This window comes from Eubacterium maltosivorans (assembly GCF_002441855.2).
Lineage (GTDB): Bacteria > Bacillota > Clostridia > Eubacteriales > Eubacteriaceae > Eubacterium > Eubacterium maltosivorans.
Genome location: NZ_CP029487.1, coordinates 698,902 through 712,960, shown reverse-complemented (window position 1 = coordinate 712,960; position 14,059 = coordinate 698,902). Strand labels below are relative to the sequence as shown.

Genomic DNA, 14,059 nt, shown 5'->3' with positions numbered 1-14,059 from the left:
AACACAAAATGATCAGGCCAGCGGCGCTGATCCGAGCCGGTAAAGGCGTTTTTTAAAAGTTTAGCTGTTTATATCAAGCTCATCTGATCAAAGTAATCTTCTTTTTCGATTTTGTTCTTCTCTTTGTAATGCAGGATTTTGTGTATGCGACGCTTAAAGGCGTTGAAGGTCTCCGGGCTGACATGCTGAACATTATCGTACTGCTCTTCAAAAGGAATATTCGTAATGATATAGACCTTGGTATAGCAGGCGTATTTATTGGCGTACCGGCAAGGCAGCTCCAGCGGGTAGCCGTCCAGATAGTTGAGCATGTCCTGTATTTTTAAACTGCTTCGGAATTCTTCAAAGATCACCACGTCCTGGCTGTGGTAATTGTCAAAGGGGTGCTGGTAATCCGTAATCCTGAACACGTTCGGATAGCCGTATTTTTCCATGACAGAACGGGTTTTACCGGCGCCGGTCTTTCCGTAGATGTAGGTAACGTCCAGTTCCCGGAAGGTGTTTTTGTACTTTTCGCTGGTGATGATCTGCCGGGCTTTTTCGATCTTGTCAATGTTCATAAGGAAAGCCGGGCTTTCTTCCATGATCTCAAAATCGCTATAGCCCTGTTTGATCATGTCGTACAGGTCGGCCATATCGTTGCGTTGTCCCTGTCTTTCCATGGGCATCTCGCCCCACTCCTCATGGCTTTCCTTGATGTTGGTTTCTTCTTTTGAGGTATGGGCCCATTTCCCTTCCTTGAAAACATAGTCCCGGTTCTGCTGGCTGGTGCCCTGGGCCATCTCGAAGTGAGCGCCCGCAAAACGGTTCTTGACCGTGGAGAAGCGGACCGCGTTGGAACAGGCCATGTAAACATGGGTGTGAAAGGTTTCCTGTTCGCCGACTTCGTCACTCATGCACCAGTAGACGCAGGACTTGAACTTTTCAAGCTGAGCTTTGATATAATCATGGCTAAAGCCTTTTTCCAGTGGATTGTTGATCGTAATCTGCCACTTACGTGTACGTGTATCTTTCATAATTTCCCCCTTTTGTCACATGCTTTTGGCACATGTCACACTTGTCACAAAGGTTGCGACTTTTTAGAAACGGCTAAAGCTGGCCGTTTGATGGTTGCTTGTCACAGGTCACAGAAGTGTGCTAAGGGTAATACTAACCTTAGCACACTTGCGGGCGATTGTTAATTTTCTGACGTTCCTGGGGCACTATTGCAGTGACAGCAGGAGCACTCACAGGTTATTTTATTCTCTTCCTGCGAGTAGGCTTTAACTTCTGGATATCGACACTCTACGACGGCCGAAGCAATCAGCAAGCCAAAGGCAGTAATCAAAAGCGTTCATTTTTACACTCTCTTTCTTTTTTAGTCATTAGGGCGCGCAGTCCGGTTCGGATTCTGGGCGCAAAAATAACAGCCCGCAGACATCGGATTTTGACCTTGTCCGGTTTTTCCGCGAACAGTGGTTACGCCTGGCGGCGTTTAGATTGGCAGGAATGCCCCTGTTTTAATGAGTATTCCTGTTAAAGTTAATCGTCCTCATCGTCCTCGAAAAGGGCGTTCACGTTGGCGGTAAGGTCGGCCTGTGGGGCGTCCGCGCGGCCCGGGGCGGGGCCCCGCTTTCGCGTCCCCTTCCCCGTACCGTGCAGGCGCCCACGCAGGGTGGGCCTATCGTCCGTGTGAAGCGGGATTTCGGAGGCTAGAACAGCATTTTTAACCAACTCAAGATCACGGATGCGGTCCGGTTCAGTAAAGTCATAAAACGTATCATACAGGTTACCTACTTTCTTGGAATACAGAAAAAACTCATGGTCGTTCTTGGCCTTGATGGCGTTGTTACGCTCGATGGCCACGAACAGCGGAAAGGGCAGGATGGCCCACAGGGAGAAGTTGTTTAACTTCCGGTGAATTACTTCAATTTCGATCAGGTCTCTTATCTGGCGGTCGATTTGGCGCATATTCTGGGAGATCAGCACGATCTCAAAACCGTACTTGCGGTGCTGGGGGAAGAATTCCAGAAAGGGCATGCGGTCTTTGTCGTTGAAGTTCCGGCAGTTGAATTTTACGGACGCTTCATCAATCATTAGCAGGGTCTGGTTCTCCCGGTCCTCTTCGTGGAGCATCTTACAGAAGGTGCGTAGATAGGGCACGCTTAAATCTTTGTTGGGTACGTAGAAAAAGTGTCCGGTGTTCTTTTTGATGTCATTAATCTTCACCGGAAAGTTGGCGATGACGTTTTTTCCGGCCCGAAGGTAAGCGACAATCAAGCGCATGGAATGCAGGGACTTCCCGGCGCCGGGGACGCCGGTATAACATTTAATCATTATTCCACCACCTTAAAGATACGTAATAAAATTGAGATGCCAAACCAGGCGATCATGGCCATGCCCCAGACGGCGAGGGTTTCAACGATCAGGGAGAACGGAAAACACCAGTTCATATAGCCGACAATCTCAACAGGGAGGGACAGATCAACGGTCTGAAAAGGATCTTCAGGCAGGATCGCGGTAATCAGGGTGACCACGGAGGCGATCAGCCAGATAAAGAAATTGATAATCATAATAAAAAAATCTGCAATCATCTTTAAAACCTCAATTCTGCATAAACTGCTTTGTAATGAAAACCAGACCGATCAGAAAGGCGATGTACAGGGCGGTCTTGACCACGGCTGCGCCATTGTCCCATTGTTCCACGTTTAAGTCCCAGTGGATGGGTTCGCCGGGAATCCCGACTTTTGATAAATCGAAGTCCATTTCAAAGTGGGGCCGGATGGGCTCGGCGTTGAGCACACCGAAGAGCTTTCCAATATCACCGGGCAGGGAGAACGGGAACTTGCCGGAGACATCCGCGCCCATGTTTTGAAGCGGCGAAAAATCCACGGTTTGAGTAGGAATCAGAGCATCCTTTAAAAAAGATAGCAAGCCTGCGAAGAAATCGCCGATCGGTTTAATCCAGCTTGAACCGTCATAATCGGGCGGCGTTGTGGGTTCGGGTGTTGGCTCTGGGGTCGGTGTCGGTGTGGGCGTGGGCTCCTGGTCGGGCGTAACGTCCTCGTAACCGGGAAAATCAGGCGGGTCATCGGTGTTCGGATTGTAGTTATCCGGGAGGGTGGGGAGCTCATCGGCGGTGGGGGCGATGATTAAGTTCTCGGTGCTGTTGTCGATATAATTGTTAATGTTGTTGATCACGGATGGCGGCAGACGGGTGGGGAGTTTTACTTTGTTGGCGGTTTTGGCGGTTATATTGGGGACATATTGTGTATTACTGGATTCACCTGTAAAAAAAGATTGATAAATTGGCAAGTATTTAGGATCGGAACCAGTATAAAAATTCATGACAACCCTGCTATAACTGCCAGGCTCTGCCCACAAATCTGCGCGATTTATAAGCGAATCAGACTGATAAAGATGAATATAACCGAGTCTTTTATAACCTTTAATGGCTGTTTGACCCGGTTTAAACAAATTTCGATTCAGAAGAACTGGACCATCGCTATCATATTGCCAACCAGGAGTAGTAAGTGGAAAACACGCATCATTATAAATATTTATACCTTCACCACCATTAAGACCATAAAATGAAAAACAGTAAGAATCATATACTCCTAAAAACTGTTCATTTGATGGTACATTATACGAATCAGACCATAATACATCCTTTACCGCATTCAAAAACGAATACCAGAGCTTACCGCTGTAATTGCCGGGGACAAAAATTTGACCGGAGGCAATGTCAAGGCCGAGCTGATCGACCTGGCGGAGGGCTTCGGCGTATTCCAGTTCGGTGCCAAAGTTTTGGTGTAGGTATTCGTCAGCTTTGTTGTAGATGTTGGTTAGGTTTTCGGGGGTTAGGGTGGTGTCACCAATAAAACCCACAGATTGTAAGCCGATTATAAGCGTTGTAGAAATTCTTAAAAAATTATAAAATTTATCTGATAAAGCCGCGTGTACTTTCTTGTAACTAAATGCAGGCATTAAAGCTAAATACACGCACAAAAAAAGTACAAGCACTTTATAAATAAATCTTTTATCAATGTTCATTTCCATTGATAACCTCCTTAAAACATGCTATTATTAAAAATAAAAAGGGGTGTATATAATGGACGGGCTTACTAAAACAAGAATATGTTTTTTTATTTTATTATCTATGTTTTTAATTGACTACATCATTAAGAAAAAGCAAAAGAATGTATCTAAAAAATACATAGATATAGCAAAAATAACAACAGCCTTACTTGAATTAACAGCCGTAATAGTTGTAGTCTTTATATTATAAAACCTAAACGAGAAGGGCCGGATTCGAACCGGCAAACCCTGAGTGAATCTTGTTACGCGCGCGCCAGACTTTACCACTTAAGCTACCTTCCCATGTGCAATAAGAAAGCCTGACAGCCAACCTAAGAGGAAGGCCGACAGGCTGGGGGATTAAAGATTATTCCTAGTTTACAGACTTTTTCAGCAGTTTCTTACCAATGGTAAAAGCCAGAATACCAATGGCAACAGCGACACCGGCGGTTAAGACCGGTACCATCATACCGCCCATCTGACTGGCAGCGCCGGTGAAAATCGCGCTGATGCTATCAATCATGGATGGAGTTTCTTCTAAAACAGTAGGCATGTGTTAACTCCTTTCTTTAAGATACAGATTTTTTGAGCAGCTTTTTACCAATGGTAAAAGCCAGAATACCGATGGCGATTGCGACGCCAGCGGTTAAGACGGGCACCATCATGCCGCCCATCTGGGTGGCCGCAGTGGTAAAAATGCCCTGAATACCAGTAAGGGTTTCACTTGACATAAGCGGTTCTCCTTTCTCTTTAACTTATTGCTTTCTTAAACGCTACCAGTGGAGCACGGAGCGCAAAAGCGAACAACCAAACACCAATTCCAAAGGTAAAGCCTAGGCCCATCCCCTGGATAAAAAAGATAAACAATTCTGCATTCAATGTATTTTACTCCATTCAATGGCCACAATCAGAGCAAGGATACCGCCAAACAGTAAACCGGAGATCACAAGCTCGTATTGAATCATAATATCCGCGGCCATGTTATGCGATCAATTGAATGTCGGCAACTTTGCCGTATTCATTGAAAAATACATGAAGCTTCTGGTTAACGGATTTTGTCAGATCAAAATCAAGCATGTCACAGATGTCTTCATTCAACCAGATTTTCTGGGCTTTCATGCCAATCACACTCTTGTCTTTTGAGACAATGTAAAGGGATGCGCCTTTAATGGCGTTGCCTTCCTTGTCCTTAAAATCCACCATTTTTACACCTACAATTGCATATTCTGTCATACGTTTTTCTCCTTTTCTTCTTTTTTGATAGTATATTTACAAAGCGCCTCTAAAATTTCATTGTACAGGAGCGCTTCTTTTAAAAACACAAAATAATCATTGGTTGCGCCGTGGGTCTGACACAGAATACCATAGGTCAGAATCTGGTCAGCAAGTGCCTGATAGTCTACGTCAGTCATGTACATCACCTTCAGCAGAGATTATCTTGAGGGAATCAAGATAATCAGATATCACATAAAAAGACATCATCTCTTCACTTAATGCGGTATCAAGATTATCACCAAAACCGCTTATACCTAAGCGAAAACAGTCTTTACCATAAGATATAATTAGATCTATTAATTTTGTTTGTTGATCCTTTGTCATCTCACACTTACAATTCACTTTTTCGACCTCCTAAAGTTCATTTGTTCTATGCGTTTTATTTTACAACTCAAGGTTCTGGATTAATTTTAAAAAGAGCTTGACAATTATTTATAGTTGCTATATACTAATTAAGCAAACAAAGCAGAGGTGTCCACTTCTCACCTGGTCTTCTAGCAAGGCGGGTTCATAGCAATTTAAGTAATTGATTGTTTAATGCAGGTGGACTATGTCTACCTGCATTTTTGTTTTAATAAATTCCTATAAATGGAGGTGTATTACTATAGCAAGAGAAGTTCAACACGAGATTAACGAGGAAATCCGTGATCGTGAAGTCCGCGTAATTGATGCAAACGGAGAAATGCTGGGCGTTATGCCGACAAAAGAAGCACAAAAAATGGCAGACGAAAAGAGTCTGGATCTCGTTAAGGTTTCTCCTAACGCGAAGCCGCCGGTCTGCAAAATTCTGGACTACGGTAAATTCCGTTATGAAGAAATGCGGCGTGTTAAAGAAGCAAAGAAAAACCAGAAAGCGGTTGTTATCAAAGAAATCCGTATGTCTGTACGGGTTGAGGAACACGACATCATGGTTAAAGTCAAAAACTGCATTAAGTTCTTAGAACAGGGCAATCGTGTCAAAGTATCCATCCGTTTCAGAGGCCGTGAGATGGCTTATACGGATCAGGGTAGGGGTGTTTTACTTGACTTCGCTGAACGTGTAACTGATTATGGTACGGTTGACAAGCCACCAAAAATGGAAGGCCGCAGCATGGTCATGTTCTTATCCCCTAAAAAGGATAAGTAAGCTAAGCCTATAATGGTATAACTTGTTATACTTCATTATATAAATAAAATAAAAAATAAGTTGACGAAGATAGGGAGGAGGAATCGACTATGCCAAAAATGAAATCCCATCGTGGTGCTGCTAAGCGCTTCAAAGTGAAAAAATCAGGTGTGATCAAACGCGCTAAGGCTTACAAAAGCCATATCTTAAATAAGAAAAGCCAGAAGAGAAAGAGAAATCTTAGAAAAGCTGGTTACTTAGTACCAAGTGACGCAAAAGTTGTCAAAAAAATGTTAATGAAATAATAGTGAGCAAGGAGGAAAATTTTAATGGCTAGAATTAAAAAAGGCGTTAACGCCAAAAAGAAGCATAAAAAAGTATTAAAACTTGCAAAAGGCTATTATGGTGCTAAAAGCAAGTTATACAGACCAGCGAACGAAGCAGTTATGCGTGCACTTCGTTCTTCTTACAGAGGTCGTAAAGAAAAGAAAAGAAATTTCAGAAGATTATGGATCACCCGTATCAATGCAGGTGCCCGTATGTATGGTTTAAGCTACAGCAAATTCATGTTTGGCCTGAAACAGGCTGGCGTTGAAATGGACCGTAAGATCTTAGCTGATTTAGCAATGAATGACATTAATGCATTCGCAAAATTAGTTGATGTTGCAAAAGCACATCAGGCTTAAGCTTTAAGAACCAAGACAAAAAACTTCTCAGTCCTTGGGAAGTTTTTTTTATGTGATATTTTCACCTTGTTGGGTAATAATCTCCTTTAGGAAGGTATTAGTTGCAGTAAACGATCTTGCTTTTTTTTGACAGAATGGTACAATAGGTGAAAGCAAATAAAATATTTACTTGGAGCAGACAAATGATAAACATTGTTAAAAAAGGTGGCCGCATGACTACCTTTATGCGGCACCGTTCTCCAGCCGAAATTCTGATGTTCGGCTTTGCGGCAGTGATATTTCTGGGGGCAGTGATTCTGAACCTGCCAGTCTCCAGTGCCTCCGGTCAGAGTCCGGGATTTCTGAACTGTTTATTTACAGCGACCTCCAGCGTATGTGTTACAGGATTGGTAGTAGTGGATACTGGGACCTACTGGTCGTTGTTTGGTCAGATTGTCATTATTCTTTTAATTCAAATCGGTGGTCTCGGCTTCATGTCTTTGATGACTATTTTTTTCGTATTGGCGGGTAAACGCATTACGATTAAAAACCGTCTGCTCATCCAATCCTCTGTCAATTCAGACAGGGTACAGGGGGTTGTGAAATTCACTAAATACATAGTCTTTTCCTGCCTGGTGATTGAGGGGGTCGGCGCGCTGTTGCTGTCCTTTGTTTTTGTTCCGGATTACGGATTGGGGAAAGGTATTTATTTTGGTATCTGGCATTCGATCTCCTCGTTCTGTAACGGCGGTTTTGACTTGATCGGCGGCTTTCAGAGCTTTACAGGATATACCAATAACTTTTTGTTGAATTTTACGGTCTGTGCGCTTATTGTCGTCGGCGGTCTGGGTTTTGCGGTTACCAGTGAAATCGTCAGTTATCGGACAACCAGACGACTGAGCATGCACTCTAAAATTGTTTTAAGCATCACCGCTATTTTGGTAGTGGGCGGTGCTGTGCTTTTTTATATTTTTGAGCATGCTAACCCTGAAACCATGGGGAATCTGCCATGGTATGGGAAAATTTATGCCGCCTTTTATCAGTCTGTAACGCCGCGTACAGCCGGTTCCAACACCATTAGCCAGACAGGGCTCAACCCGGTTTCCAAAGTGCTGACGATTGTGCTGATGTTTATCGGCGGCTCACCCGGATCGACGGCAGGCGGGGTTAAAACGACAGCCGTGGCCATGATGGCTATCACATTGTTTACTGAGCTGATGGGCCGGAAGGATGTCACCTGTTTTAAACGTCGTATTCCGGAGATTACCATTAAGCGGGCAGCATGTGTGCTGACCATCGGCATTTCCATCATTATTGTTATCATTATGGTTTTGATGGTCTGCGAACCCGGCGCTGACCCAATGGCCGTTACCTTTGAGGTGTTTTCAGCCTACTCTACCGTTGGGCTTACCTGTGATTTAACACCGCACTTACATGCGCTCAGCAAGGTTGCGTTGATTATTACAATGTTTATCGGACGTGTCGGTCCGCTCACGATCGCTTATGTTATTACGAGAAAAGAAAGAAAAGAACTTGAGAATAAAGGCCAGTTCAAGCTGCCTGAAGGCAATGTCTTGATTGGTTAAAAGGAGCATAAATTGAAAGAAAAACAGTTTGCTATTCTGGGGCTTGGCCGTTTTGGCGAAGCGCTCGCCATCACTTTGAGTGAGTTGGGATCAAACGTGATCGTTGTTGATAAAAATGAAGAAAAGGTGCAGAATATTGCCAACTATGTCACCTATGCTGTGCAGGCCGACGTTTCGGATATTAATGCTCTGAAGTCTATCGGATTAAAAAATGTGGACGCGGTCATTATCTCTATTACCTCTGATATCAACAGCAGTATCATGGGGGTTGTCAATGCGCAGGAGCTTGGGATTCAGGAAATTTATGGAAAAGCCAACAATGCCCAGCACGAAAAGGTTCTGCTCAAACTGGGGGTTAAAAAGGTCTTTTCACCAGAGCGTGATATGGGGGAACGCGTCGGCCACAGCCTTTATTCCGGTGATTTTATCGATGCACTGGAGCTGGATACAGACCATTCGATTGTTGAGGTTGACGCTTTGCATAAATGGGAAAACCAGGCCCTGGAATCACTGGATATGCGTACAAAGTACGGGCTTAATATCATTGCGATCCGGTCGCAGGATCATTTGAATGTTTCTCCGGTGGCGACGGATGTTATCCGGGCCGGCGACAAGCTGGTCGTAATCGGAGATAATGCAGATATTAATGATGTTACTCGTCTCTATCAGGCTGGAAATTAAAATGATGGCCCAAGAATTAATTACATCACGCCAAAATACAGCAGTTAAGAATGTTATCAAGCTAAAACAGAAAAAAAACAGAGACCGCGAGAAACAGTTTATTCTGGAAGGGACCAAGCTTTTCATGGAGGCTGAAGCCTGGAAGGTGGCGATCACTGCGGTTTTTGTAACGCCGCAGTGGATTGAGGGCGCTGAAGAGACTGTAAAGTCAGCTTTTAAACGCCTGAAAGACACGGGGATCCCGGTTTTCACCGTTGATACCGGCGTCTTTGATGCCATGTCGGCTTTGAAAATGCCGGAAGGTATTTTATGTACGGCACATAAATTTGATGCCTCTGAAAAAGTTTTTGAAAAAAAATGCAAAAAAAACGGGAAAAAATGTCTGAGTTATGTTATATTAGATGATGTGCAGGATCCGGGCAATGTTGGAACCATAATACGTACAGCGGATGCCGCTGGCTTTGACGGCATTATCTGCTCATCAAAAACCGCAGACATATACAATGAAAAAGTCCTGCGCGGAGCCATGGGGTCGGTGTTTCACTTGCCGGTGCTACAAACCTGTGCCCTTGAAGAGACGGTGCTTTTTCTGAAGGAGCAGGGTACACGTATGATCGGAACCTCCCTTCAGGGAAAAACCAGTCTGTCTGCTTCTCTGGCTGCACAGAAAGCTGTGGGCATTATTCTTGGCAATGAGTCAAAGGGTATGTCAAAGGGTATGGCGGACCTGTGTGATGACTTATACAAGCTGCCCATGTACGGACATGCTGAATCTTTAAATGTTTCGGTAGCTGCAGGTATTTTGATGTATGATATCGCACGAGCGATGCACGAATAAAAAAAGAATAAGATAAAGACGATGATGGAGAAAGTAGGCGGCACGCCGCTCACTTACAGAGAGAAAACCCCGGCGGCTGAGAGGGTTTTGGTGAACAGTGCTACTGAAGTTCCCTCCTGAGTTTTGGCTGCCAAGGCACGTGGTGCTTGTAGTGGTCAACGTCAACGTGACGTTATACGTGAGGGGCCGCGCCAAATGGGTTGCGGCAACAAAGGTGGTACCGCGGAAACTATTCGTCCTTTATGCATTTTTGCATGAAGGGCTTTTTTAGTTTGCAGCCGCGATCCGATAAAATTGTTATTATGAAGAAGGAGATAAAAATGCAAGAGGAATTAAATCGCATCAGAGAAAATTGTTTGGAAGATCTGAAAACTGTCAGCGATATGAAATCGCTTGATGACATCCGCGTAAAATATCTTGGTAAAAAAGGTGTTTTAACCGCGGCTTTAAAAGGAATGGGCAAGCTTTCAAAGGAAGAGCGCCCGGTTATTGGCAAGCTGGCTAATGAGGTTCGGGAAGAGATTGAAACCGGACTGGCCGGAAAAAAGGAAGCGTTGGAAACAGCAGAAATGATGGCTGCCATCGAAAAGGAAAAACTGGATGTCTCTCTGCCTGGCAAAAAACCATCAGAAGGCAACCTGCACCCTTTAAATATCATCATCAATGATCTGGAAGAAATCTTCCTGGGTATGGGCTTTTCCATTGCCGAAGGACCCGAAATCGAATGGTCTAAATATAATTTTGATTATCTTAACATGCCTCAGGAGCATTCAGCCAGAGATTTGCAGGAGACCTTCTATTACAATGATGAGGTGGTTTTAAGAACGCAGACTTCACCGGTTCAGGTGCGCGTTATGATGGATGAAAAGCCGCCACTGCGTGTTATCTCACCAGGACGCGTTTATCGAGCTGACGAAATCGATGCGACCCATTCACCGGTATTCCACCAGATGGAAGGTCTTGTCATTGACAAAGGTATCACAATGGCTGATTTAAAAGGAACCCTGGATATGTTTGCCAAAAAGCTTTTCGGTGAAAATGTTCAGACAAAATTCCGTCCTCACCAATTCTATTTCACCGAGCCCAGTGCGGAAATGGATGTAACCTGTTTTAAATGTGGGGGCGCAGGCTGTAAAGTGTGCGGCAATAGCGGCTGGATCGAGCTTTTAGGTTGTGGGATGGTGCATCCTAATGTACTGCGCCACTGCGGCATTGATCCAGAGGTTTACAGTGGATTTGCTTTCGGTATGGGCCTTGAACGAGTGGCCATGACCAAATACGGAATTAACGACTTACGTCTGCTTTTCGAAAACGACATGCGTTTTCTGACACAATTCAAATAGGAGGAGCCCCATATGTTAGTATCACTCAACTGGTTAAAAGAATATGTAAAAATTGAACAGGACCCCAAAACTTTCGGGGATATCCTGACAATGTCTGGCACAAAGGTGGAAACCATCGATCCCATTTCGGATGAAGTTTCCGGCGTTATCACTGGTAAGATTGTTAAAATTGAAAAGCATCCTGATGCTGATAAGCTGGTTGTCTGCCAGATTGATGTGGCAGCTGCGTCTCCCTTGACCATTGTCACCAGTGCGACCAATGTTTTTGAAGGGGCGGTTGTCCCGGTTGCCGTAGAAAACTCAGTGGTAGCCGGTGGGCATAAAATGAGCCGTACCGATTTCCGCGGCATTATGTCCTATGGCATGATGTGCTCTGTTGAAGAGCTGGGGATGAATACAGATCTGTTTACCCCTGAAATTAAAAATGGTATCTATATTCTGCCTGAAAATACGGAGCTGGGTGTTGAGGTGCGTGATCTGCTCTGGATTGATGACAGCATCATCGAGGTGGAATTAACGGCCAACCGCGGAGACTGCCAGTCCATTTATGGCATTGCGCGTGAAGCTGCGGCAGCGCTTGACGAGGCAGTGGCTCCGGTTAAACTCTATGATAAAAAAGAAACTCAAAACCAAATTGCCGATTATCTGAGTGTTAAAGTCGAAACCGAGCTATGCCCGCGCTATGTGGCTAAAATGTTCAAGGTTAAAAAAATTGAGCCCTCTCCGCTGTGGATGCAGCTTAAGCTTTTAAACAGTGGCGTCCGCCCGATTAACAATATTGTCGACGTGACAAATTACGTCATGTTAGAGCTTGGACAGCCGCTTCACGCCTTTGATTACAAGAGCCTTAATTCTGACGAGATTGTGGTTAAAACCGGCAATAAGGAAAAGACTGTTGTCACACTGGATGACAAAGAACGTGATATTGATGAATCCATGATGATGATCACCAACGGAAAATACCCTGTGGCTGTCGCTGGGATTATGGGGGGCGCTAACTCAGAAATTACAGAAAATACGGAGTATGTTGTTCTTGAATCCGCCTGTTTTGACAAAACCAGCATCCGTTTGACATCTAAGAAGCTTGGCATGCGTACGGAGGCTTCTGGACGCTATGAAAAGGGCATCTATCCAGGTCTTGCTGAAACCGCAGCTCTGCGTGCAACCTATCTGTTTGATCTGATCGGTGCCTGCGATGTTCTGGAGGGGATGATTGATGTCTACCACAAACCAGAAGAGCCACATGAGGTCGCTGTGAACGTGGACTGGATCAACCGTTTCATCGGTATTGATCTCTCTGAAGATGAAATCATCCGTATTTTTGAAAGACTGTTCCTGACCGTTGAAAATAAGGGAAAGGGCAATCTGGTTGTCAAAGTACCCGACTACCGACAGGATCTTGAAATTCGTGAAGACCTGGCGGAAGAGGTCGCGCGAATTTACGGCTATAACAGGATTCCAAGCACCATTATGGGCGGAACCACCCTCGTTGGCGGAAAGACTGTTAAACAGAAATACCAGGATATGCTTCAGAGTCTGCTGGTAGGCGCTGGATACTATCAGACCCTTACCACTTCTTTCACCAGTGTCAACCGTATCAACGCTTTAAATATGGACTGCGGTGACGAGCTGGTTCCGCTTATCAACCCACTCGGCGAGGAAAACAGCATTATGCGCAACACGCTGGTCGGTCACCAGCTGGAAGTGGTGAGTTTAAACCATAACCGTAAAAATCCACAGGGCCGTTTCTTTGAATTTGCCCAAACCTACCATAAAAACCCGAATAAGGATGAACTGCCCATTGAGCGCAAGCACCTGGTCATTTCTTCCTATGGAAATACCGACTATTTTGATATTAAGGGCGTTGTTGAGCTCCTGCTTGACCGTTCGGGTATTGCTGACTACGACTTCGTTCTGGCGGGACCAGACCTCTATCACCCAGGCAGAAAGGCGCAGATAAGAGTGGGGGATACCCTCGTTGGACAGATAGGGGAGATCCATCCGTTGGTTGTCAAAAACTATGATCTGCCGAAACGCACATACGCCTGTGAGCTGGACTTTGACGTAATGGCCGGATTACAGCAGGACGCCACTAAATTTGTTGAAATGCCCAAGTATCCTGGTTCCTCAAGAGACATCGCTCTTGTCCTGGATGAGGATGTGCCGGCTTCAAAAATTGAGGCGACTATCAAAGCCCACGATACGGGTATTATGGAAAATGTCGAGCTTTTTGATGTATACCAGGGCGAACAGATCGAAAAGGGCAAGAAGAGTCTGGCTTATTCGATTTTATTCCGCCATCCTGAAAGAACGTTGACAGATGATGACATCAATCCAGTAATGGACGAAATTTTATCTGACCTTAAAAATGGATTTAATGCCCAATTAAGGGATTAATATGGTATAATAGGAGTGTGTTAAGATCGTATAAAGATTTTGCGAATCGCGTTAAGATTATATAAAGATCTATTTACAGGAATTTACCGGGGCTGACAAGCCCCGGTCTTAAT

17 protein-coding genes, 1 tRNA gene and 2 other annotated features are annotated in these 14,059 nt (G+C 44.6%); of the genes, 8 read left to right on the top strand and 10 right to left on the bottom strand.

Annotated features, from left to right (window positions below):
- Window positions 1–68 precede the first annotated feature (68 nt).
- The 10 genes from CPZ25_RS03535 to CPZ25_RS03500 all read right to left on the bottom strand — a co-directional run bounded on the left by CPZ25_RS03535 (window position 69) and on the right by CPZ25_RS03500 (window position 5,673).
- Entirely contained in the window at window positions 69–1,016 is a 948-nt protein-coding gene (locus CPZ25_RS03535; RefSeq protein ID WP_096919858.1) for a replication protein, read from the bottom strand.
- Between the two features lie 505 nt (window positions 1,017–1,521).
- Window positions 1,522–2,316, bottom strand: a complete 795-nt coding sequence (locus tag CPZ25_RS03530) for a zonular occludens toxin domain-containing protein (protein WP_096919859.1) — start codon at window positions 2,314–2,316, stop codon at window positions 1,522–1,524.
- Complete coding sequence (locus CPZ25_RS03525; RefSeq protein WP_096919860.1) at window positions 2,316–2,573, bottom strand: hypothetical protein; 258 nt, start codon at window positions 2,571–2,573, stop codon at window positions 2,316–2,318. Before CPZ25_RS03525 ends, CPZ25_RS03530 begins: the two co-directional genes overlap by 1 nt.
- Window positions 2,574–2,583: 10 nt before the next feature.
- Window positions 2,584–4,038 (bottom strand): hypothetical protein, encoded by a 1,455-nt coding sequence (locus tag CPZ25_RS03520; RefSeq protein WP_096919861.1) that lies wholly within the window; start codon window positions 4,036–4,038, stop codon window positions 2,584–2,586.
- A 237-nt stretch (window positions 4,039–4,275) separates the two neighbouring features.
- Window positions 4,276–4,359, bottom strand: a tRNA-OTHER gene (locus CPZ25_RS20345).
- Between the two features lie 70 nt (window positions 4,360–4,429).
- The gene (locus CPZ25_RS03515) at window positions 4,430–4,609 is read right to left on the bottom strand and encodes a hypothetical protein (protein WP_096919862.1); all 180 of its coding nucleotides are present in this window, start codon (window positions 4,607–4,609) and stop codon (window positions 4,430–4,432) included.
- 16 nt (window positions 4,610–4,625) lie between these two features.
- Window positions 4,626–4,787, bottom strand: coding sequence for a hypothetical protein (locus CPZ25_RS20340; RefSeq protein ID WP_167495150.1), 162 nt, complete (start codon window positions 4,785–4,787; stop codon window positions 4,626–4,628).
- A gap of 250 nt (window positions 4,788–5,037) precedes the next feature.
- Entirely contained in the window at window positions 5,038–5,289 is a 252-nt protein-coding gene (locus CPZ25_RS03510) for a hypothetical protein (protein WP_090410689.1), read from the bottom strand.
- Window positions 5,286–5,468 carry a hypothetical protein gene (locus CPZ25_RS03505; protein ID WP_096919863.1) on the bottom strand — a complete coding sequence of 61 codons (183 nt, stop codon included), beginning with the start codon at window positions 5,466–5,468 and terminating at the stop codon, window positions 5,286–5,288. Before CPZ25_RS03505 ends, CPZ25_RS03510 begins: the two co-directional genes overlap by 4 nt.
- A complete protein-coding gene (locus CPZ25_RS03500) occupies window positions 5,461–5,673 on the bottom strand; it encodes a hypothetical protein (protein ID WP_096919864.1) in 213 nt (70 codons plus the stop codon). Before CPZ25_RS03500 ends, CPZ25_RS03505 begins: the two co-directional genes overlap by 8 nt.
- A gap of 115 nt (window positions 5,674–5,788) precedes the next feature.
- Window positions 5,789–5,907, top strand: a sequence feature (ribosomal protein L20 leader region).
- On the opposite strand from CPZ25_RS03500, the gene infC reads away from it, so the two are divergent.
- The 8 genes from infC (at window position 5,882) to pheT (ending at window position 13,946) form a co-directional block, all read left to right on the top strand.
- Window positions 5,882–6,457 carry a translation initiation factor IF-3 gene (infC, locus tag CPZ25_RS03495; protein ID WP_052237152.1) on the top strand — a complete coding sequence of 192 codons (576 nt, stop codon included), beginning with the start codon at window positions 5,882–5,884 and terminating at the stop codon, window positions 6,455–6,457. Its footprint overlaps the feature before it by 26 nt.
- 89 nt (window positions 6,458–6,546) lie before the next feature.
- Window positions 6,547–6,741 (top strand): 50S ribosomal protein L35, encoded by a 195-nt coding sequence (gene rpmI / locus CPZ25_RS03490; RefSeq protein WP_013380523.1) that lies wholly within the window; start codon window positions 6,547–6,549, stop codon window positions 6,739–6,741.
- A 24-nt stretch (window positions 6,742–6,765) separates the two neighbouring features.
- Entirely contained in the window at window positions 6,766–7,122 is a 357-nt protein-coding gene (rplT, locus tag CPZ25_RS03485) for a 50S ribosomal protein L20 (RefSeq protein WP_013380522.1), read from the top strand.
- A 182-nt stretch (window positions 7,123–7,304) separates the two neighbouring features.
- Window positions 7,305–8,687, top strand: a complete 1,383-nt coding sequence (locus CPZ25_RS03480) for a TrkH family potassium uptake protein (RefSeq protein WP_096919865.1) — start codon at window positions 7,305–7,307, stop codon at window positions 8,685–8,687.
- Window positions 8,688–8,699: 12 nt separating this feature from the next.
- Window positions 8,700–9,368 carry a potassium channel family protein gene (locus CPZ25_RS03475; protein WP_096919866.1) on the top strand — a complete coding sequence of 223 codons (669 nt, stop codon included), beginning with the start codon at window positions 8,700–8,702 and terminating at the stop codon, window positions 9,366–9,368.
- 1 nt (window position 9,369) lies between these two features.
- Window positions 9,370–10,206 (top strand): TrmH family RNA methyltransferase, encoded by an 837-nt coding sequence (locus tag CPZ25_RS03470; RefSeq protein WP_167495149.1) that lies wholly within the window; start codon window positions 9,370–9,372, stop codon window positions 10,204–10,206.
- Between the two features lie 12 nt (window positions 10,207–10,218).
- Window positions 10,219–10,450: a binding site (T-box leader), on the top strand.
- A 76-nt stretch (window positions 10,451–10,526) separates the two neighbouring features.
- On the top strand, window positions 10,527–11,549 hold the full coding sequence (gene pheS, locus CPZ25_RS03465; protein ID WP_096919868.1) for a phenylalanine--tRNA ligase subunit alpha: 1,023 nt from the start codon (window positions 10,527–10,529) through the stop codon (window positions 11,547–11,549).
- A gap of 12 nt (window positions 11,550–11,561) precedes the next feature.
- Window positions 11,562–13,946 (top strand): phenylalanine--tRNA ligase subunit beta, encoded by a 2,385-nt coding sequence (pheT, locus tag CPZ25_RS03460; protein WP_096919869.1) that lies wholly within the window; start codon window positions 11,562–11,564, stop codon window positions 13,944–13,946.
- Window positions 13,947–14,059 lie beyond the last annotated feature (113 nt).

What these genes read in the sequence shown, in the direction of transcription:
- CPZ25_RS03535 (WP_096919858.1), bottom strand. Translation starts at nt 1,016, where the DNA reads ATGAAAGATACACGTACACGTAAGTGGCAGATTACGATCAACAATCCA.
- CPZ25_RS03480 (WP_096919865.1), top strand. Translation starts at nt 7,305, where the DNA reads ATGATAAACATTGTTAAAAAAGGTGGCCGCATGACTACCTTTATGCGG.
- CPZ25_RS03470 (WP_167495149.1), top strand. Translation starts at nt 9,370, where the DNA reads ATGATGGCCCAAGAATTAATTACATCACGCCAAAATACAGCAGTTAAG.
- pheS (WP_096919868.1), top strand. Translation starts at nt 10,527, where the DNA reads ATGCAAGAGGAATTAAATCGCATCAGAGAAAATTGTTTGGAAGATCTG.
- CPZ25_RS03515 (WP_096919862.1), bottom strand. Translation starts at nt 4,609, where the DNA reads ATGCCTACTGTTTTAGAAGAAACTCCATCCATGATTGATAGCATCAGC.
- rpmI (WP_013380523.1), top strand. Translation starts at nt 6,547, where the DNA reads ATGCCAAAAATGAAATCCCATCGTGGTGCTGCTAAGCGCTTCAAAGTG.
- pheT (WP_096919869.1), top strand. Translation starts at nt 11,562, where the DNA reads ATGTTAGTATCACTCAACTGGTTAAAAGAATATGTAAAAATTGAACAG.
- CPZ25_RS03520 (WP_096919861.1), bottom strand. Translation starts at nt 4,038, where the DNA reads ATGGAAATGAACATTGATAAAAGATTTATTTATAAAGTGCTTGTACTT.
- CPZ25_RS03530 (WP_096919859.1), bottom strand. Translation starts at nt 2,316, where the DNA reads ATGATTAAATGTTATACCGGCGTCCCCGGCGCCGGGAAGTCCCTGCAT.
- CPZ25_RS03510 (WP_090410689.1), bottom strand. Translation starts at nt 5,289, where the DNA reads ATGACAGAATATGCAATTGTAGGTGTAAAAATGGTGGATTTTAAGGAC.
- infC (WP_052237152.1), top strand. Translation starts at nt 5,882, where the DNA reads ATGTCTACCTGCATTTTTGTTTTAATAAATTCCTATAAATGGAGGTGT.
- CPZ25_RS03525 (WP_096919860.1), bottom strand. Translation starts at nt 2,573, where the DNA reads ATGATTGCAGATTTTTTTATTATGATTATCAATTTCTTTATCTGGCTG.
- CPZ25_RS20340 (WP_167495150.1), bottom strand. Translation starts at nt 4,787, where the DNA reads ATGTCAAGTGAAACCCTTACTGGTATTCAGGGCATTTTTACCACTGCG.
- CPZ25_RS03505 (WP_096919863.1), bottom strand. Translation starts at nt 5,468, where the DNA reads ATGACTGACGTAGACTATCAGGCACTTGCTGACCAGATTCTGACCTAT.
- rplT (WP_013380522.1), top strand. Translation starts at nt 6,766, where the DNA reads ATGGCTAGAATTAAAAAAGGCGTTAACGCCAAAAAGAAGCATAAAAAA.